Source organism: Nitrosomonas sp. Is35, assembly GCF_033063295.1.
Lineage (GTDB): Bacteria > Pseudomonadota > Gammaproteobacteria > Burkholderiales > Nitrosomonadaceae > Nitrosomonas.
On the sequence record NZ_JAWJZH010000001.1, the window covers coordinates 2,272,569 to 2,294,050 of the forward strand.

Annotated in this window: 13 protein-coding genes; 10 read left to right on the forward strand and 3 right to left on the reverse strand. The window is 53.1% G+C overall.

Going from position 1 to position 21,482, the window contains the following annotated elements:
- Positions 1-43: 43 nt before the first annotated feature.
- Together argF and R2083_RS10860 are read right to left on the reverse strand one after the other, a co-directional pair.
- Complete coding sequence (gene argF / locus R2083_RS10855) at positions 44-970, reverse strand: ornithine carbamoyltransferase (protein ID WP_317531277.1); 927 nt, start codon at positions 968-970, stop codon at positions 44-46.
- A 45-nt stretch (positions 971-1,015) separates the two neighbouring features.
- Positions 1,016-2,176, reverse strand: coding sequence for an aspartate aminotransferase family protein (locus tag R2083_RS10860; protein WP_317538443.1), 1,161 nt, complete (start codon positions 2,174-2,176; stop codon positions 1,016-1,018).
- A 305-nt stretch (positions 2,177-2,481) separates the two neighbouring features.
- Here R2083_RS10860 and gyrA point away from each other — a divergent pair, with 305 nt between their 5' ends.
- The 6 genes from gyrA to R2083_RS10890 all read left to right on the forward strand — a co-directional run bounded on the left by gyrA (position 2,482) and on the right by R2083_RS10890 (position 10,562).
- The gene (gene gyrA, locus R2083_RS10865; protein WP_317538444.1) at positions 2,482-5,043 is read left to right on the forward strand and encodes a DNA gyrase subunit A; all 2,562 of its coding nucleotides are present in this window, start codon (positions 2,482-2,484) and stop codon (positions 5,041-5,043) included.
- 28 nt (positions 5,044-5,071) lie between these two features.
- Positions 5,072-6,151 (forward strand): 3-phosphoserine/phosphohydroxythreonine transaminase, encoded by a 1,080-nt coding sequence (serC, locus tag R2083_RS10870; RefSeq protein ID WP_317538445.1) that lies wholly within the window; start codon positions 5,072-5,074, stop codon positions 6,149-6,151.
- Positions 6,144-7,334 (forward strand): 3-phosphoglycerate dehydrogenase family protein, encoded by a 1,191-nt coding sequence (locus R2083_RS10875; RefSeq protein ID WP_317538446.1) that lies wholly within the window; start codon positions 6,144-6,146, stop codon positions 7,332-7,334. Before serC ends, R2083_RS10875 begins: the two co-directional genes overlap by 8 nt.
- Before the next feature lie 45 nt (positions 7,335-7,379).
- Positions 7,380-8,450, forward strand: a complete 1,071-nt coding sequence (gene pheA / locus R2083_RS10880) for a prephenate dehydratase (RefSeq protein WP_317538447.1) — start codon at positions 7,380-7,382, stop codon at positions 8,448-8,450.
- A gap of 83 nt (positions 8,451-8,533) precedes the next feature.
- Positions 8,534-9,652, forward strand: a complete 1,119-nt coding sequence (hisC, locus tag R2083_RS10885) for a histidinol-phosphate transaminase (protein WP_317538448.1) — start codon at positions 8,534-8,536, stop codon at positions 9,650-9,652.
- A 22-nt stretch (positions 9,653-9,674) separates the two neighbouring features.
- A complete protein-coding gene (locus R2083_RS10890) occupies positions 9,675-10,562 on the forward strand; it encodes a prephenate dehydrogenase (RefSeq protein ID WP_317538449.1) in 888 nt (295 codons plus the stop codon).
- A gap of 286 nt (positions 10,563-10,848) precedes the next feature.
- Here the strand turns inward: R2083_RS10890 and R2083_RS10895 are convergent, their stop codons facing one another.
- Positions 10,849-11,829, reverse strand: coding sequence for a hypothetical protein (locus tag R2083_RS10895; RefSeq protein WP_317538450.1), 981 nt, complete (start codon positions 11,827-11,829; stop codon positions 10,849-10,851).
- A gap of 452 nt (positions 11,830-12,281) precedes the next feature.
- Here R2083_RS10895 and R2083_RS10900 point away from each other — a divergent pair, with 452 nt between their 5' ends.
- From R2083_RS10900 to R2083_RS10915, 4 genes are all read left to right on the forward strand, one after another.
- Complete coding sequence (locus R2083_RS10900; protein ID WP_317538451.1) at positions 12,282-13,145, forward strand: hypothetical protein; 864 nt, start codon at positions 12,282-12,284, stop codon at positions 13,143-13,145.
- Positions 13,146-13,210: 65 nt separating this feature from the next.
- Positions 13,211-14,767, forward strand: a complete 1,557-nt coding sequence (locus R2083_RS10905) for a hypothetical protein (protein ID WP_317538452.1) — start codon at positions 13,211-13,213, stop codon at positions 14,765-14,767.
- On the forward strand, positions 14,757-18,155 hold the full coding sequence (locus tag R2083_RS10910) for a DUF6603 domain-containing protein (RefSeq protein WP_317538453.1): 3,399 nt from the start codon (positions 14,757-14,759) through the stop codon (positions 18,153-18,155). Before R2083_RS10905 ends, R2083_RS10910 begins: the two co-directional genes overlap by 11 nt.
- Entirely contained in the window at positions 18,155-21,469 is a 3,315-nt protein-coding gene (locus R2083_RS10915) for a hypothetical protein (RefSeq protein WP_317538454.1), read from the forward strand. The genes R2083_RS10910 and R2083_RS10915 overlap by 1 nt, the downstream gene beginning before the upstream one ends.
- The last annotated feature ends 13 nt before the right edge of the window (positions 21,470-21,482 follow it).

Here is a 21,482-nt window from a genome sequence, read left to right on the forward strand (position 1 = left end):
CTGTAATCCGTTAATGCGCAATCCATGAATACCAATCGCAAATTTATTTTGCAGTATCTATTTTACCCAGCAGCAAATACTCCATCAGTGCCTTTTGGGTATGCAGCCGGTTCTCCGCTTCGTCCCATACCACGGATTGCGGTCCATCCAGCACTTCCGCACTTACCTCTTCACCCCGATGAGCTGGCAAACAATGCATAAATAATGCATCCGGTTTGGCCAATGCCATCATTTCCTCGTCAACACAAAACTCGGCAAAATCATTCTTTCTTTGCTCAGTTTCCGATTCAAACCCCATACTAGTCCACACATCCGTCGTGACCAGATCTACTCCCTCCACTGCCTTGTGGGGACTGGCAAATTTCTCAAAATGCGCAGTGCCGTTGAGTCCTATCTGCGCAGGGTCAATATCGTAACCGGGCGGCGTGGAAACATGCACTTTAAAGTTAAATATCTCGGCCGCCTGCAACCAGGTACTGCACATATTATTGGAGTCACCGATCCACGCCACTGTTTTACCTTCTATCGAGCCTCTGTATTCCGTGTACGTAAAAATATCACTCATGATTTGGCACGGATGATATTCATCGGTCAAACCATTAATCACCGGTACTCTGGAATACTCCGCAAAACGCTTGACAAGGTCATGCTGATAAGTCCGGATCATAATCAGATCGACCATGCGGGAAATCACCCGCGCCGCGTCTTCCACCGGCTCTCCCCGCCCCAATTGCGTATCCCGCGTTGACAGATAAATGGCTGCACCGCCCAGTTGATGCATGCCGGCTTCAAATGACAAGCGCGTACGGGTTGAATTTTTGTCAAAGATCATCGCCAATGTGCGATCGGACAGCGGCCAGTATTGCCGGTATTGTTTGAACTCCTGCTTTATCCAACGCGCGCGCGCAAATAAATACTCATATTCATCGCGGCTAAAATCCTTGAATTGCAAAAAATGCTTTAATTGCATAACGCGATAAACAACCAATCAGCAATGCATTACTACGCAATCTGCTTAGTTATTCAAAAACTCCTTTATCAACAGACAAGTAATATCAATCACTTGCTCAGCTTCATGTTGCTGCATCACAAACGCCGGTAGCAAGCGAATCACTTTATCCGATGTTACATTGATCAATAATTTCTTCTCCAGCGCTTTTCGCACCAATTCGACGCAAGGCACGGAAAGTTCGACACCGACGATTAAACCCTGACCTCTGACTTGCACAACACCCGGAACATCGGCCAGTTGATTCCGCAGCCGATCGCGCATGAAATCGCCCAATTTTGTCGCATGCTCCAGCAGACCTTCATCGGCAATTACTTTCAGCGTTTCGATCGCCGCCGCACAGGCCAACGGGTTACCACCAAACGTGGAGGCATGATTACCCGGTTTGAACACTTCGGCTGCTATACCTTTCGCCAAACAAGCACCAATCGCCACACCACCGCCGAGTCCCTTGGCCAGCGTAACGACATCCGGCATGATATCGCTATGCTGAAACGCAAACCATTTACCGCTGCGCCCGATTCCCGATTGCACCTCATCAAGCATCAGCAGCCAGCCATTCTGGCTGCACAGATTGCGTAATCCTTGCAAATAATGCGCTTCGGGAATATTTACCCCGCCCTCACCCTGAAATGGCTCCACCAACACCGCCACGACATCTTTATTATTGGCGGCCACTTGCGCGATCGCATCCAAATTATTATAAGGAGCGCGCACAAAACCGGTTAACAGCGGTTCAAACCCGGCTTGCACCTTGCGGTTTCCGCTGGCTGTCAGCGTTGCCATGGTACGACCGTGAAATGACCGCTCCATGACAATGATCGTGGGCAACGATATCCCTTTGTTATGTCCATACAGCCGGGCCAGTTTAATGGCGGCTTCGTTCGCTTCCGCACCGGAATTGCAGAAGAACGCATTATCCATTCCGGATAATTCCGTCAGACGTTCAGCCAGCCGTTCCTGCTTTTCAATATGAAAAAGATTAGAAGTATGGATCAGCGTCCCGGCTTGTTCACAGATCGCCCGGGTTAATCTCGGGTGGCAATGACCCAGTCCGCACACCGCCACACCGGCCAGTGCATCCAGATACCGTTCACCGCGATCGTCCCATAACCAGACCCCTTCGCCTTTGACAAAGGTAACAGGCAACCGTGAGTATGTATTCATCAAATTAGACACTGCATCACACTCGCATTTGTATTTTAAACGAAAAATTCAATTCAGCGCTCCACCCGGTACGGTAAGGAAAATTTGAAAAAGTTGTTATGGTTACCTATTTAGCCTGCTTTTTCAAGCTTTTTTCTTTGCATATCCACTCATTTATGGCAATTTTATGCGCGGGTCATAGCAAAGTTAGTCGAGAAACGATAGCAGCATGTTAGAATGATCCGATTTATAAATTTCTTATATCCAGTTTCAGCAAAGATATATTTCTGCATCATAACCTGTTGTTTCTCACAAAATCATAAGATATGAATCAGTTTGCCAAGGAAACTCTGCCCATCAGTCTTGAAGAAGAAATGCGGCGTTCCTATCTTGATTACGCAATGAGCGTCATCGTGGGCCGCGCTCTGCCGGATGTTCGCGATGGCTTGAAACCGGTGCACCGGCGCGTGTTATTCGCCATGCACGAGCTATCCAACGACTGGAACAGGCCCTACAAAAAATCCGCGCGTATCGTCGGTGACGTTATTGGTAAATACCATCCGCATGGCGATACTGCGGTCTACGACACCATCGTTCGCATGGCGCAGGATTTTTCCTTGCGTTACATGCTAGTCGACGGACAGGGTAACTTCGGTTCGGTCGATGGCGATAACGCCGCGGCGATGCGTTACACTGAAATCCGTATGTCGCGGATTGCGCACGAGCTATTGGTCGATCTCGACAAGGAAACGGTGGATTTCGGTCCCAACTACGACGATTCCGAAAAAGAACCGCTGATTCTGCCGGCCAAAATACCCAATTTGCTGATCAATGGCTCCTCGGGTATCGCCGTCGGCATGGCGACCAACATCCCGCCACATAATCTGAATGAAGTCGTGGAAGCCTGCCTCGCCTTGCTCAAAAACCCGGATATTACCATCGATGAGCTGATCGATATTATTCCGGCGCCGGATTTTCCCACCGCTGGCATCATTTACGGTGTCGCCGGCGTACGCGACGGCTATCGCACCGGCCGTGGCCGTGTGGTGATGCGTGCACGCACACATTTTGAAGATCTGGAAAAAGGCAGCCGCCAATGCATCATCATCGATGAATTGCCATATCAGGTTAACAAAGCCAATTTGCTGATACGTATCGGCGAGCTGGTGCGCGACAAGAAAATCGAAGGTATTTCCGATCTGCGCGACGAATCCGACAAATCCGGCATGCGCGTCGTCATCGAACTGAAGCGCGGCGAAGTGCCCGAAGTCATCCTGAACAATCTGTACAAAGAAACCCAGATGCAGGATACGTTCGGCATGAACATGGTGGCTTTGCTGGATGGCCAGCCGCGCTTGCTGAATTTGAAGCAGATCCTGGATGCCTTCCTGCGCCACCGCCGCGAAGTCGTCACGCGCCGCACGGTTTTTGAACTGAAAAAAGCGCGCGAACGCGGTCATTTATTGGAAGGCCTGGCAGTTGCATTATCCAACGTCGATGAAATCATCGCGTTGATCAAAGCAGCGCCGACGCCTGCTGATGCCAAGGAAGCCTTGATGGCAAGAACCTGGCAGTCCAAATTGGTTGAAGAAATGCTGTCGCGCGCCATGGCCGATGCCAATGCGCTGCGTCCGGAAGGATTGGATAATTTCTTCGGTTTGCAAGCACAGGGTTACCGGCTTTCCGATGCGCAAGCGCAAGCGATCCTGGAACTGCGTCTGCAACGTTTAACCGGTCTGGAACAGGAAAAGATCGTCGATGAGTACCGGGAAGTTATCGATAAAATCATCGATTTTCTGGATATTCTGGCCAATCCGGAGCGCATCACCAGCATCATCACCGAAGAACTGGACGCGATCAAACTGCAATTCGGCGACAAACGCCGCAGTGAAATCGTCATCGACACGCAGGATTTGAGTATCGAAGACTTGATCACCCCGGCCGATGTCGTGGTGACGCTATCGCACAGCGGCTATATCAAATCCCAGTTGCTCGACGACTATCGCGCGCAAAAACGCGGCGGGCGCGGCAAGCTGGCGACGAGCACCAAGGAAGATGATTTCATCGACAAACTGTTCATCGCCAACACGCATGACTACATCCTGTGCTTCTCGAGTCTGGGGCGCGTGTACTGGATCAAGGTCTACGAAGTGCCGCAAGGCGGGCGGCAATCGCGCGGCAAGCCGATCATCAATTGGGTGCAGCTGGAAGAAGGCGAGAAAATCAACGCTATTCTGCCGGTCAAAACTTTCGACGAGAACCGCTTTGTCTTTATGGCCACATCGTTTGGCACCGTCAAGAAAACGCCTCTATCGGAATTCTCCCGTCCGCGTAACAATGGCATCATCGCCATCGGACTGGACGAAGGCGATTATCTGATCGGTGTCGAACTGACCGAAGGTAAACATGATGTCATGTTGTTCTCAGATAATGGCAAAGCCATGCGCTTCAGCGAAAACGACGTGCGTCCGATGGGTCGTACCGCCCGTGGCGTCCGTGGCATGAAACTGGGCTCCGGACATAAAGTCATTTCGATGCTGGTAGCGGAGAATGAAGAACTGGCGGTGTTAACAGCGACGGAAAACGGCTTCGGCAAACGCACCCCGATCAGCGAATACACCCGCCACAACCGCGGCACGCAAGGCATGATCGCGATCATCACCAGCGCGCGCAACGGCAAGGTGGTCACCGCCAAACTGGTAAAACCGGACGATGAAATCATGCTGATCACCTCCGGCGGCGTCATGATCCGCACGCGCGTCAACGAAGTACGCGAAATGAGCCGCGCCACGCAAGGCGTTACCTTGATCAATCTGGATCCGGGCGAAAAACTGGCCGGTCTGGAACGGGTGGTCGAAAGCGAGGACAGCGATGGAGATGGTGAATAGCCAATAACCACTTACCGGAAAAAACGCCATGAATCAGATCTACAATTTCAGCGCAGGACCCGCAGTCCTCCCCAAGGAAGTATTGCAACAGGCGCGCGATGAGATGCTCGATTGGCACGGCAGCGGCATGTCGGTGATGGAAATGAGTCACCGCGGCAAGGAATTCATGTCGATAGCGGAAAAAACCGAGAACGATCTGCGCGAGCTGGCAAACATTCCGCGCAACTATAAAGTGCTGTTTCTGCAAGGCGGCGCTTCCAGCCAGTTTGCCATGGTGCCGATGAACCTGCTGCGCGGCAAAACAACAGCGGACTATATCAATACCGGCCAGTGGTCGGCCAAAGCCATTGAGGAAGCCAGCCGCTATTGCACGGTCAATGTGGCCGCTTCTTCAGAAGATGGTAATTTCACGTACATCCCGCCACGGGAACAATGGCATCTAAACCCCGATGCAGCCTATGTGCATTACACCAGCAACGAAACCATCGGCGGTGTCGAGTTTCACTGGGCACCGGATACGGAGGCTCCGCTGGTTGCCGACATGTCGTCGGATATTTTGTCGCGGCCGTTGGATGTCACGCGTTTTGGTCTGATTTATGCCGGTGCGCAAAAAAACCTCGGCCCCGCCGGATTGACGCTGGTCATCGTGCGCGAAGATTTATTGGGCCAGCCGCTGCCCGGCACACCGACGCTGTACGATTATCAGATTCACGCCAAGAATGATTCGATGTACAACACCCCGCCCACTTACGCCATGTACATCACCGGCCTGGTGTTCGCCTGGCTGAAAAAACAGGGCGGGCTGACAGCAATGGAAAAAATCAACACGGCCAAGGCCAATCTGCTGTACGACTATCTCGACAGCACCGATTTCTATCACTGCCCGGTGGCGATAGCCAACCGGTCGCGTATGAATGTGCCGTTCACACTGAAAGATTCCGCGTTGGACGGTGAATTTCTCAAACAAGCGCAACACAACGGTTTATTGCAGCTGAAGGGACATCGCTCGGTCGGCGGTATGCGGGCATCAATCTACAATGCCATGCCGGTCGAAGGTGTCGCGACACTTGTCACTTTCATGAAGGAGTTTGCCAGCCGCCATGCCTGAACAACAATCCTTTAAAATTCTGACGCTCAATGCGATTTCTTCGCACGGACTCAACCGTTTTCCCGCGGAGCGTTATCAGACCGGTCATGACATCGAGGAACCGGATGCCATCTTGGTGCGCTCGCACAACATGCTGAACAGCGTCATCCCAGAGAGCGTCAAAGCGATCGGCCGCGCCGGCGCGGGTACCAACAACATCCCGGTCGACGCGATGAATGCGCGCGGTGTGCCGGTTTTCAATACGCCCGGCGCCAACGCCAACGCCGTCAAGGAATTAGTGCTGGCCAGTTTGTTTCTGGCGGCGCGTAACCTGGTACCGGCATTGCAATTCGCCGACAGCCTGCAGGGTGACGATGCGGCGCTCAACAAGCAAGCCGAAGATGGCAAAAAACGTTTTTCCGGCATCGAATTGCCGGGGCGCACGCTGGGCGTGATCGGTCTAGGCGAAATCGGCCGCCTGGTTGCCAATTCGGCCATCCGGCTCGGCATGAAAGTCATCGGTTTCGACCCGAAAATTACCGTCGAATCGGCCTGGAGCCTGTCGGCGGAAGTCAAGAAAGCCAACAGCCTGGAGGATTTGCTGCGCCATAGCGAATTCATCAGCGTACACGTGCCATTGCTCGATTCGACACGGCACCTGATCAACAGCAGCACGATACAGTTGATGAAGCCGCATGCAATTGTGCTGAATTTCTCGCGTGGCGCGATCGTCGATGAAGATGCCATTCTGCAAGCCATCGCCGCCAACAAAATCAAAACTTACGTCAGCGATTTCCCCAGCGAGAAACTACAACACCAGAAAAACGTGATTACCTTGCCGCACCTCGGTGCATCGACCGCCGAAGCGGAAGACAATTGCGCCGTGATGGTGGTGGATCAGTTGATCGATTATCTGGAAAACGGCAATATCACCAACACCGTCAACTTTCCGGACACGCAGATGGAACGCGAAGTGCCTTACCGCGTCGCGGTCGCCAATGCCAACGTGCCGAATATTCTGGGGCAGATTTCGACCAGCATGGCGCAGGCCGGACTGAATATTCATACCATGATCAACAAATCGCGCGGTGGCATGGCTTATACGCTGGTCGACACCGACAGCCCGGTCCCGCCGCATGTTTTGCATGAGATAGCATCGATCAGCGGCGTGCTGATGGCGCGTTATTTGCGTCTTCCCGGATAAACCCCAAGCACTACCGAATCGCCCAATGTTCAATGATTAACTAACATGTCCGAAGAACTCAAACAACTCCGCGATCAAATCGACGCCATCGACAACGAATTGCTGCAATTGGTCAGCAAACGCGCCGGATTGGCGCAGCAAGTCGGCAAAATCAAAAAAAGCGGCATCGTCTATCGTCCCGAACGCGAAGCGCAAATATTGGCGCGCGTGCAGGAACAAAACCCCGGGCCGGTCAGCAACGAACACATTAAACATTTATTTACCGAAATCATGTCGTTGTGCCGCTCCTTGGAAAAACCCATGAGCGTGGCCTACCTCGGCCCGAACGGCACCTTCTCCGAAGAAGCGGCGCTGAAACGCTTCGGCAGCGCGATCACTGAGGTCGCGTGCGATTCGATCGACGATGTGTTCCGCACGGTGGAATCGGAAGCGGCCCATTACGGCGTGGTGCCTGTGGAAAATTCTTCCGAAGGCGCGGTCGGCAGAACCATGGATTTGCTGCTGCAAACGCCGCTCACCATCTGCGGCGAGATTCAATTGCCGGTGCATCAGTTTCTGATGGCGCAGCAAACCGATCTAGCGCACATCAACAAAATTTACTCGCACCCGCAATCGCTGGCACAGTGTCATCACTGGTTAAGTACCAACTTACCGCATCTGTCTCATTCCGCGTTGATCCATGCCGCCAGCAATGCCGATGCAGCCCGGCAAGCCGCAGCCGACAATCAGGCCGCAGCGATCGCCAGCCAAAGAGCGGCGGAATTATTCGGGCTTTCCATCTGCGCGGAAAACATCGAGGACGATCCGAAAAATACCACGCGCTTTCTGGTGATCGGCAGGCAAATCGTCGCGCCTTCGGGAAAAGACAAAACATCGCTGATCGTGTCGACCAATAACCGTTCCGGCGCGATTTACACCTTGCTCGAATCGCTGGCGCAGTATGGCGTCAGCATGAGCCGCCTGGAATCGCGCCCGTCCCGCACCGGTCTGTGGCAGTATGTTTTTTTCATCGATCTTGAAGGACATCAGCAAGATGACAATGTCGCCGCAGCCGTGGCGGAGTTACGCCACAAAGCCGCTTTCCTGAAAATTCTGGGATCGTATCCGGCCGCCTGACAACGCACCGCCGCTGAATAGCCGCATTATTCAATTCACCACATTTTCCCTATTCTTTTTTATTCATTAACACATTTAATCTTATGAATCTTTGCGATTTTGCTCCGGAATATATCCGCTCGATCCAACCTTACCAGCCCGGCAAACCGATTTCGGAACTGGCACGTGAAATCGGACTGGATGAGTCTTACATCATCAAACTGGCGTCCAACGAAAATCCGCTCGGAACCAGCCCGCTCGCGCTCGACGCGATGATCAACACATTGCACGACGTCGCGCTGTATCCGGACGGCAGCGGCTACGAGTTGAAAGCCGCGCTATCGAAACGCTATGGCGTCGATCCGACGCAGATTATTCTGGGCAACGGCTCCAACGACGTGCTGGATCTGGCCGCGCGCGTTTTTCTCAAACCCGGTGCCGCTGCGGTGTATTCGCAGCATGCCTTTGCGGTGTATCCGCTGGTGGTGCAAATGATCGGCGCGAACGGTATTGCGGTTCCCGCCCGCGATTACGGCCATGACCTGCCCGCGATGCTGGATGCCATCACGCCGGAAACACGCATCGTCTTTATCGCCAGCCCCAACAACCCGACCGGCACGTTATCCGGCGAAGATGAATTGTTCCGTTTCATGGAACGGGTATCGCGCGATGTGCTGGTCGTCATGGACGAAGCGTATTACGAATACCTGCCCGAAGCCAACAAACCGGACAGTATCAAATGGCTGAAACAATTTTCCAATCTGCTGATCACGCGCACTTTCTCCAAGGTTTACGGCCTTGCAGGCGTGCGTATCGGATTCGGACTGACGCATCCGGACGTAGCCAATCTGATGAACCGCGTGCGCCAGCCATTCAATGTCAGCAGCATCGGCCTGGTCGGCGCGCTGGCCGCGCTGCAGGATGCCGAGTTTGTGCAGAAATCGTATGCGCTGAACCGCGCCGGTATGCTGCAACTGACCGACGGCTTCCGCAAAATGGGCGTGGAATACATTCCGTCGTACGGCAACTTCATTAGTTTCCGCATCAAAGGCGATGCCGCCAACACCCCGAAAGTGTATCAAAGCCTGTTGCAGCAAGGTGTCATCGTGCGTCCGCTGGGAATCTACGAAATGCCGAACCATCTCCGCGTAACCGTCGGACTCGAATCGCAAAACAAACGATTCCTGGAATCGCTCGAGCAGGCCTTAAGCGAACTGAATTAATTACCACATCACAGCAATAGTCATGGCAACTATCACGGCACTGAATAAACTGGTCATTGTCGGCGTCGGCTTGATCGGCGGATCGTTTGCGCTGGCGCTGCGCAAAGCGGGTTTGGTCAAGCACATCACCGGCGTCGGGCGCAGTCAGACCAATATGCAACGCGCCGTTGAATTGGGTGTGATCGATGAAATTGCTACCGATATCGCCTCCGCATTGAACGGCGCCGATCTGGTGTTCCTGGCCATGCCGGTCGGCCAAACCGCCAGTACCCTGGAAAGAATCGCACCGCATCTGCACGCCAACACCCTCGTCACCGACGCGGGCAGCACCAAACAGGATGTTATCGCTGCGGCCCGCCACCATCTTTCCATGCAGAACCAGCACCACTTCGTGCCCGGCCACCCGATCGCCGGCGCCGAACAAAGCGGCGTGCAAGCCGCGCAAGCGGATTTGTACAGCAACAAACACGTGATTCTCACCCCGCTGCCGGAAACCAGCACGGCAGCCGTCGAACGCGTGCGCCAGTTATGGCAAGCCTGTCACGCCCAAGTCTCGCTGATGCCCCCGGACGAACATGACCGCGTACTTGCCGCCACCAGCCACCTGCCGCATATCCTGGCGTTCACCCTGATGAATCACCTCAACCACAGCACCGATGATCCTGAAAGCTTATTGCGCTTCGCCGGCAGCGGCTTCCGCGACTTCACCCGCATCGCCAGCAGCTCCCCGGAAATGTGGCGCGATATTTGTCTGGCGAATCGTGAGGCGTTACTTACGCAGATTGAGGCGTATCAGACTGAATTGAACAGCTTGCGAGAGTTATTGAAGAAGAATGATGCTGAAGCATTGGAACAAGATTTTTCCAACGCAAGGAAGATTAGGGAAAATTGGATAAAGAACAAAAACTAATATTTTTTGTTCTTCACTCTCTGATCTATAGTTTGTCTAAATTTTTGTTAGAGGTCTTTATGTGGTCAATTTCTGATCTGAAGAAAAAATTCGATAAACACATAGAAAATCATGACTTTGAAACAGAAATGGCAGGGAAACCACACTTCCCAGTATGGCGTATTCTATTAAATCCATTTATTAATTTTTACCTTCTACATTGGAAGTGGATCTGGTCAATAGCTATTGCATCTATCAGTGCATATGCAGCCATTCTTAAGCTCGCCTGTTGATAATTTCCCCCTGATTATTGACTTCCAGATTTTCCCGGCTGCTTACCCGCCGCCCGCAAATCGACAATCTTATTCAGCAACTGAAACCAGAACGGTGCACCAAGCGATCCGGCGAAAGTCGTGATCAGGATGCCCATGATTTTGACCAGCCAATCCATGGCTTCAAATTTTTCCGATACCCAAACCCATTTTTTCTCTTCGCCATCCTTGACCGTCCATCCTATCGGCAAGTGCAGTTCTTCAATTTTTTTAATCAACTCCCCAACATCCTTGGGGGATTCCGCAGTTTTCTTGACTACACCATCATCATTCCCGGCGGATATTTCCTCTGCCGATTGCTTTTCCGGTGGTTGCGGCATCAAACTTGCAACATCCGTCGAAGAAGCAGCTTGTACCAAAGCTTGCCTGAGCGCGATATCGGTCCACAGGGTCTGGGAAATTTTGATGGCGTCGATATTCAAGGCTGTACAGACCATGAGTGAAATACCAAAAATAATGACTTGCGTTTTTTGTTTGTACCAGCCGCCCACCCGGTCCATCGCATCGTTGTACCAGCTCTCCACGTTCCTGCGCGCTTTCTCCGCGTCGTCGCCTGCTTCGTGCAGCAGCAGGATGATCGATTTTCCCGCTTCGGTTTGCGCAAAAAACTTTTGGCTCTCGATCTTTGCAATGAGCGATTGATTGTCCGCCGGAAGCTTGCCGGTACTGCCGGTCATGATATCCATCAGCGCCAGGGTGAAATTCTTCGGCGGGATATAGGAAGGTTTCTCTCCCGCTTTTGAGAGCCCGCTAATCAGCGGATGCTGATAGAGATCGGCGACCAATTGATTGGCTTCGCCGGATTGCAGCAAGTTGGTCAGACCGGCTTCAAGATTTTTCGCGCGCATCCGGATGAATTGCGCAATCATTTCATTGACCGCGGAACACAATAAACTAACCAGAACAAAGAGAAACACCATGCCCATGGCGATATCCAGAATTGAAGAATTCAGCATTTTTCCTCCGGCTAATGATAGTCGTTACACGTCGTCGATCAGTTTAGCGCACGAAAACGGAAACGGGGTGCTTTGTTTGACAGCTTTCCGGGTTTTCAGTATATTCTGGACTGAAGCGGGGTTATTATTTTTCTATTCCAACAGAAAAATGAAATACGAACAAAGGGTTAATGTTTCATCCATAAAAACTAATAACACGCATACCCACCTAAAAAAACCCTACACCGGAACACGTATCCGATCGGCAAACCGGTTGCTGATTAGCAAGGATTAGTAAGTTCAGTCAAATTAGAAACGTAGTAACAAAATTCACCCGTAAGGGCTTCCGTACCAGCATCACTGCATCTGATCGTCTCGAGTCATCTTTGATGATAGGAAGCGATAAGTTGAATAATTAAGCGCATCACTGAGTGTATCCCATCAGCTGACGGCTTTATTAATAGGTGGTTACTATGACTGCAAATGCCTCGTTCAAATTGACCGGCCACTCCGGCGCTTTGGTTAAGCATCACCTTGATGCCGCATTACCGCGTGTCGGCGCCGCCATCAGCAATCTGAAAGGCATTTATCAATTCCACCACATCAACGTAGGCTTGGGCACGCTGGGTTTCCTGGCCGCCAAACGTAACGCTCCGGATGGGGAATCGCTGGTGCTGGTATCCAACCGGCATGTTCTGTTCGCCAACGATGCGGAACACGACGAAATTATTTTTCAACCTGATTACGAAGAACACGATGACCATGTCATTTTCGACGCGCCACGCTTAAATGCCATTGCCAAAATCGACGGCGAAGGACTGTGCGGGCATTTCTCCTTTGCCTATCCGGGAGAACCGGAAAAACCCTATTACATCGATTGCGCAACAGCCAGCCTGCTGCTGAAGCAATGCAAAAATCCGCAGCAGACGCAAGGAAGAATCCGGCACTTCGCAAAAATCGCCCGGGTGCATCCGCTGGACACGCTGAGAGGACGAGAACTGAAAGTCCGCTTGTTAGGCCGCCCTGATTCAACGTGGGGAAAAATCATTGACAGCGCAGCCACGGTTGAGACTGTCCATGGCGAACTGTGCCGCAACACGCTGATCATCGAAGCACTACCCGATCGCCACGGCATTAGACAACCGTTCTCACGTAAAGGCGATTCCGGCGCTTTGCTCGTCGACCAATACCAGCGCGCGGTAGGGTTGCTCTGGGGCCATCACATGCGCGATCCCTATATCTCCTACGCGTGCCACATTCATCCGGTGCTCAGTTGTTTGCAGATTACGCCCTGGTACTTCGATTTTTGCGCGCCCCGGTCTATCAATAAGGATTAACGCTATGCCACAGAAAAAACGCATTGTATTCGCATACTGCTGGCCGACTGGATGGAGGTAACGTAATGGATCAAAAAGAATTGGCTATATTACATGCGGAAGCCGAAGCTGAGCTGAAAAAAATCCCGGGCGTGGTTGGCGTTGGCTACGGCTTGAAAGAAGTCGGCGGCAAAACCACCAATCAAATTTCCTTCCGCGTGTACGTCAAAGAAAAACGCAAACCGAAAGACCTGAATCCAGCCGACATCATCCCGAAAGAATATAAGGGCATTCCCACCGATGTGGTGCTTGTCATTCAATCCAAACCAATACATTGCGAAGACTTGGATCAACATTCACCGCTGATTGGCGGAATATCGATTACCAATTTCAAAACGAATGCCTCGAATCAAATTGGCTCCGGAACATTGGGATGTTTTGCCACGTTAAATGGTGTCAGCGGACCGGAAAACGTGGTGCTGCTGTCGAACAATCACGTACTTGCAAGTAATGGCGCAGTCAATGGCGATACGATTTATCAACCGCGCTATATCGATAACGCAGGTACTATCACTCTTGACGGCACACAAGAACGGCGTAATCCGATCGGAAAAATTCACAATGTGGGTCAACAAGCCCCCTATTCTTATACCTACCCCAGTGAAACAGCCCAAGACTATTACTTGGATTGCGCCATTGCAAAACTGGATATCTGTATTTCCAGCTGGTGCAATACCAATTGCGGCGTATCGTACAAGAACGAAATTCGCGGACTGAATATCGGCGGCAACAGCAAATTGGAAGATGTTGCCCGCGTTGCACAAAGTGATCTGGGCGGTAGCGATTATGTCGTGTATAAAGTTGGGCGTAGAACCAGCAAAACCACCGGCAAAGTCATCGACACCACCGCACTGGATGCTGGTGGCGGGCGCATGATCTACATCGAAGCGACGCAACCCGATTGCAATGGCGACTTGATATTCGCCGATCATGGCGACTCCGGCTCCGCTGTTGTCAACGCGCAAAACAAAGTGGTCGGGTTATTGTATGCAGTGGATTCGGCCAATCCTGCTCGAGCGCTTGCATCGCACATTCACCCGGTCATGGCCTACCTCAGCATCACCCCCATCACAACCGCCAACCCGCCGGTCGGCCCCGCGGGGCAAACATTAAACGATGTTGAAGGCATTTTCACTGGCATCAACCACACCACCGAGGTGCGCGAGCGTTTTCTGAACACGCGCAAAGGCGCTGAGATTTATCAGCAGATTCTCGATCACCGTCAGGAAGTGATTGCCCTCGTCAATCACCGGCGACCGGTCACCGTGGCTTGGCATCGCAGCAAAGGCCCGGCGTTTCTAGCGCACTTTGTCAACAATGCGCGCGACCCGGCGCATGTCATTCCGTTTGAAGTGGAAGGCATCACGCGCGATCAGATGATCCGGCGTATGGCCGAGGTGCTGACGCAGCATGGCAGCGCTGCGTTGCAGCAAGTGATTCAGCGTTACGTTGAAGAAGTGATGGGATTCATCAACAGTTTCGATAATCTGCACGAGTTCGTTAAGCAGTTTGAAGACGCATCCGGCTCCAGCGAATTCAGTGGACACGCCGCACTCATGGAGGAAACCACCGATGTCAAATGAAGTGGATACCTTACAGCGCGTTTTGCTGCAAATCTCCAACGTATTGGAGCCGCTGGAACGCGAGCTAAATAGCACGCGCGCGGTGCAAACGTTTGCCGAACTCGGCATTACGCTCAACAGCGGCCAGGTTTCGTCACTGGCTTCTCCGATGCAAGCGCTGATCGCCAGCAGCAAAACCGTGCTGCAAAAAGCCGGGGATTTGGTGGAAGCCATCGAAGCGGAAAATATCGAGCAAATTGTCACCATCAGCATAGAGCTGATCAGCCAAGTCATCACCGCCATCCAAAAAATCGATCAACTGCAAACCGCCGTGCAAGGCATCGGCAGTATCCCAGCGAGCGTTTCCAGTCATTTTGCCGAACGGTTGTTCAACTACTTGCTCGTCCGTGCGCTGGATACCGCCAACGGCATCAATGAGTTGTTCGAGCTGCTGGGCATACTTGAGCGGCAACGCAATAACGTTGGTTCCACCGACCCCGGTAATCCCGAGTTTACAATCTCTACCTTCCATTTCAACGAACTAGGCAAGTGGCTGGAATCGCCGGTATCGGCATTACAGTCGCACTATAACTGGGGCAGCAACAGTCTCGATGCCGCCAATTTGTTGCAGCGGCTCGAACGCTTGTTGCTTCATCTCAAAGCACCGGCTTTTTTTGACGATACATCGCCCACGCCGATTCTCGAAGCTGTCATTTTTCAACTGCGGCCGCGCACCGATCTCAATCCCAACGGATTGAGCCTGTCGATCCGGCAGAATCTCAGTCCCGGTAAAATCGAATTTGCTGCCGACGATTTAAAAGTCATTCTGGATTTGCAGGCCACGCTGCCGTTCGGCGCCGAGCTTGTGATCCAGCCGCCGGCCACATTCACTTTTCATACCTCCGCAGCCGACACGGTTTCCGGTTTGTTGAACCTCAGCGTCACCGCCGACCGCACGCAAGCGGCAACACCGTATCTATTGATTGGCGACCCCGATGGCAGCCGGTTGGAAGTCGGTAAATTCGGCGTCAGCTTCGGCGGCCGGATTCAAGGCAGCGGCGGCCAATCGGCAGCCGATTTTACCGTCGGCGGTGAAATCGGCGCCGGTAAACTGGCGATCTCATTTGCCGACGGTGATGGTTTTCTTACCGATATCTTGAGCGGCGTCCAGCTCAATTCGGATTTCGGCATGGCGTTCGGCTACAACAGCAACGATGGGCTGTTTTTCGTCGGCAGCAGCGCCTTGGAAATCAAATTGCCGCTGCACCTGAATCTTGGGCCGGTGGAAGTCAGCGCGTTAACCTTTTCGGTCGGTATCGAAAACAACAAATTCCCTACCGCCATTTCAACGGATATCAAAGCTGCGCTCGGCCCGCTCGCCGCTGTCGTGGAAAACATCGGCTTAGCGATCGATTTCGCCTTGGTCGATAACCGCAGCGGCAATGCCGGGCCGGTCGATATCCAGCTAGGATTCAAGCCGCCGAATGGCGTCGGCTTGTCGCTGGATGCCGGTATTGTCAAAGGCGGCGGCTATCTCTACTTCGATTTCGACAAGGAAGAATATGCCGGTGCATTGGAGCTGATGTTCAGCGGCATCGTCACGGTGAAAGCGATCGGTCTAATTACGACGCGCATGCCCGACGGTTCCGAAGGTTTCTCGTTGCTGATCATTCTCAGCGCCGAATTCGGCACGCCGTTCCAGCTGGGTTTCGGTTTTACGCTGAACGCCGTCGGCGGGTTGCTCGGCTTGAATCGCACCATGGAACTGGAAGTGATTGCCGCCGGTGTTCGCACCGGATCGATCAACAGCATCATGTTCCCGGACAATATCATCGAGAATGCGCCGCGCATCATCAGTGATTTGCGCCAATTCTTCCCGCCTGCGCAGGATGTGTTTCTGATCGGCCCGATGGCCAAATTGGGCTGGGGCACACCGACACTGGTCAGCGCATCGCTTGGCATCATCGTCGAAATACCGCCGGGCAATATCGCCATTCTCGGTGTGCTGAAAGTTGCATTGCCCGATGAAGACGCGGCGTTGATCGTCATTCAGGTCAGTTTCATCGGCGCGCTGGAAGTGGATAAACAGCGGCTGTGGTTTTATGCCAGCTTATATGATTCCCGGGTTATTTTTCTCACCATCGACGGCGATATGGGTCTGCTGATCGCTTGGGGTAACGATGCCAATTTTGTCATCAGTGTAGGTGGTTTTCATCCCTCCTTTAAACCACCTCCACTGCCTTTTCCCAATCCCAGCCGGATTGCGATCAACATCCTGAATACTTCATTTGCACGGATCCGCGTGGAAGGTTATTTCGCCGTCACTTCCAACACCGTGCAGTTCGGCGCCAAAGCGGAAGTTTATTTCGGTCTCAGCGCCTTCAATATTTCCGGCCATGTCGGCTTCGATGCGTTGTTCCAGTTTTCGCCATTCTATTTCATCATCACCATTTCCGCGTCGTTCGATGTCAAAGTGTTCGGTATCGGCTTGTTCGGGGTGCATATGCGCGGCGAACTCGAAGGCACATCACCGTGGCACATCGAAGGCGAAGGCTCCATCTCGCTGTTATTCTGGGATATCGACGTACCTTTCAGCCACACCTGGGGCGAGGATGAAAACACCACGCTGCCGTCCATCGACATCATGCCGCTCATCACCGCGGAATTCGATAAGCTGGATAACTGGACGGCCGAATTACCCGCATCCAGTCAATTGCTGGTATCACTGCGCGCCATTGAAAGCACCAGCGATCTGATTTTGCACCCGGTCGGCGTATTGCGCGTCAACCAGCGCGCCGTTCCGCTCGATCTGGATCTCGACAAAGTCGGCAATCAAAAACCGAAAGACGCCAAACGGCTGACCGTCGAAGTGATCGATACCGGCCTGGCTAAGATCGCGGACACCAAAGAATCGTTTGCCACGGCGCAATATAAAAACTTGAGCGACGCCAACAAACTGAGCGCACCCTCCTACGAAAAACAAAATGCCGGTATCGAACTGTCGGTGAGCAACCAGCAACTCAAATCGCCGGCAGCGGTTAAACGTGTGGTGCGCTACGAGCAAAATATCATCGACAATAACTTTGTTTCGTTGCTGATCCGTTTTGTCGCCATCGGCGCCGAATTCTTCAATCACTTTTTAGGCCGCAACGCCGCATCGAAATCGGCACTCTCGGCCAGTTACAAGGCGCAAAAAGCACCGGTCGATCAGAAAATCATCGTGAAAGAAACCGGCTACGTGGTCGCCTCGACCATGAACAACAGTCCGCATAGCAAAGACGCTTATTTCGACACGCACGCGCAGGCGCAGGATTTCCTGCGTAAGCAAGTGAATCAGTCGCCCACGTTGCAAGACAATCTGCACGTCATCCCCAGCGCGGAAGCCGCGCCATTGCAGGAGGCGGCATAATGGCGATCGGCACGTATACTTTTCTACCGTGGCTACGGCAAGGCGTCGCCAATAATATCCAATCGGCGGATCTGGATGCTTCGGTCAAAACACGCGCCAGTGTCGCCGTCAGTCTGAACATCAAAGGCAGCGGCGGCGAAGGCGGCGATGTGGCCGCTCCGGTCAACAAGAACGTTGCCCTGTACGGCCCCGGCGATATCATCGGTATTGAGTCGAGAGCGATTATCAAAACCGAACCGCTCAACTGGATCACCAACTTTGAACCGAATTATCTGTGTCATATCGAGTTCTACGACGAAGATTTTCCTTGGCGTTACACCCCGGCGGCACCGGCGGGATCGCGGTTACGGCCATGGGTCACGTTGATCGTATTGACCGAAGCGGAATTTGCCGAGGGCGGTAATATTTCCGGCAAGCCGCTGCCTTTTATCGATATTAAAGCTGATGCGCTGGGATCGGTATTTCCCAAAGCCGAGGAACTGTGGGCGTGGGCGCATGTGCACGTCAATAAAAATATTGCCGGTGGTCAAGATGCGCCGCAAGCGCCGGATATCAACAACGCTCTGTCGCAACTGCAAAGCGTGCTGGCGCAAAACGCCGACGAAGCCTATTCGCGCATCGTCTGCCCGCGCAAACTGACCCCGAACGAGCGCTATCACGCTTTTCTGATCCCCACCTTTGAAACCGGCCGTTTGGCCGGACTGGGGATGAACCCCGACGATGCAACGCACGCGACATTTTCAGCATGGGGCGAAGGCCGCCCGGCGCCGACGCAGTTTCCGTTTTATTACCGCTGGTTCTTCCGTACCGGCTCGCAAGGCGATTTCGAATACTTAGTGCGCCTGCTCGAACCGAAACCGGCGGATAGCCGCGTCGGCCGCCGCGACATGGATGTACAGAACCCCGGCTCCAATATCAGCGGTATCCAGAATCCGGATCTCGAAGGCGTGCTAAAACTCGGCGGCGCACTGCTCGCACCGTTGAGCAAGCAAGCCGAGCAGGAAATCGCCAAATGGGAAAATTGGGATCAGCCGTATCCGCATGTGTTCCAGCAGGAATTGGCGGCCTTTCTGAATCTTGCCGATGACTACGCCCGGCTCGCCGCCGATGCGGCTCACCAGAATACCGATTTGCCCGATGCCATCCAGGCCGATCCCGATCCATTGATTACACCGCCGATTTACGGCCGCTGGCATGCGCTCAGAAACCGCGTACTGAAAGAAGCCGACGGCAGCGATGCGCCCAATGACCAAAATTGGCTGCACCAGCTCAACCTCGACCCGCGCTGGCGCAGCGCCGCCGGTTTCGGTACCGACGTCATCATTGCCAACCAGGAAGAATACATGGATGCGGCGTGGGACCAAGTCGGCGATGTGCTCGAAGCCAACCGCCAAATCCGCCTGGCGCAGCTCGCCAAGATCACCGCCAATAGCTGGTATCAGAAGCAAGTGCTGCCGTTGCAACAAATCAGCCACGACAAAGTGCTGTTCATGACAGCCCCGGTGCAAAAACGCGTCATCAGCCAAGGCATCACGGTTTCTCATCGAATCAAGCAAAGCCCGGTCACGCCCGCGCTGACCTCCTCACCACTGCGGCGCATGTTGCGCCCGAACGGCCGCTTGCAAAAGCTCTCGACCTTTGACGAGCGCATTCATCCCAACAATTTGATCACGCGCGTCAACGACGGTATTGTCACCGCCGCGCCGCCGCATGAAGTACCTGCTTCATTGCCCACCTTGGATAATCTATCGCAAGATGCGCAACCGAAGAACGTGCCGTCCTGGTTGCTGGATTTACTGAAACGCTATCCGTTGATCCCTTACCTCTTGCTAGCGTTGATTTTGCTGCTCGTGATCGTGTTGGCGGTCATCGGCGCCAGCACCGCAATCTGGGCTGTAGCGGCGGCGCTAAGCGCGGGATTATTGTGGGCTTACCGTACTGCGCAGCGTTTAATCACGCAAATGAATCAAGCCGATTCGGTATCCGAAACCAGGCAAACACCGGCTGCGGTCGACTCGATGCCACCCAGCAGTAATTTTGTGCTGACGCCGGAACTGAATCCTTTAGCGCTGGATCCGGCCAATCCGCCGCAACCCGCCAGCGCCGGTGGAGCCGATAGCATTCAATCCAGCCGTTTTAAAACTGCACTGAAAGACTCTTACACAGTGTTGCAAAACGGCCTGCAAGCCGGTGTCATACCGGCAACCGTACCGGTCAATATTGCTCAATTGGCAACGGATACGCTGGTCAAACTGAATCCAACAGTTACGATTCCGAAATGGACACTGGGCAACATCCTGTTACCGCCGCACATCATCGGGTTAATTGGTGAAAAGTTTGTCGAAGCGATGGCGTATCCGGAATTCGATGTTCCGATGTACAAACCGCTGACCGATAAATCCACCGAGTTGTTTGTGCCGAACCTGAATTTCATCGAACAAAACACCATCACGTTATTGAAGACCAATCAGCCGTTCATCGAGTCGTACATGGTCGGCCTCAATCACGAATTTGCGCGCGAGTTGTTGTGGCGCGAATATCCGACCGATCAACGCGGCTCCTACTTCCGGCAGTTCTGGGACGTCAGCGGTTTTCTCAGTCCGACCGAGGACAGCAAACAACGTCGCGAAGAATTGAAAGACATTCCGCCGATTCACCGCTGGTCACGGTTCTCCAAACTGGGCGAACACGATCATCGCGAACAAGGTTTGGAAAACGAAGAAGAACTGGTATTGGTAATTCGCGGCGAATTGCTGAAAAAATACCCCAATGCGGTGATTTACGCGCAAAAAGCCAAATGGCAACCGATCAGCGCTACCAATCCGGCACCGGACAAAAAAACCGAACGGGTATTCGACGATAGCGTACCGATCAAAACACCGCTGTACGAAGCGCAGGTCAAACCGGACATTTACTTTTTCGGCTTCGATTTAACCGAGGAAGAAGCGCGCGGCAATCCCGAGGTCGACGACGAACCGGGCTGGTTCTTCGTGATCAAGGAACGGCCGGGTGAACCGCGCTTCGGTCTGGATATCGATCGTGAAGGTCCGATTCAGGTTTGGAACGACCTCGCTTGGACCGATGTTGCGCCCGGCATCAGTGATGGCGAATTTATCGACATCGCCGCCGCACCCGCGCGCAGCTTGCCAAACACGGCGCCGGGCGGCACCGCGCAAGAAAAAGCGGAGCAGTGGAAAGAGGATCATTTGTTGAGCTGGACTAACAATATCAATTCGGCGGAACTGGCTTACATTTTATTCCAGGCGCCGGTACTCGTCGGTGTGCATGCTGCCGAAATGCTGCCGCGCGATTAAGCATGGTTACATA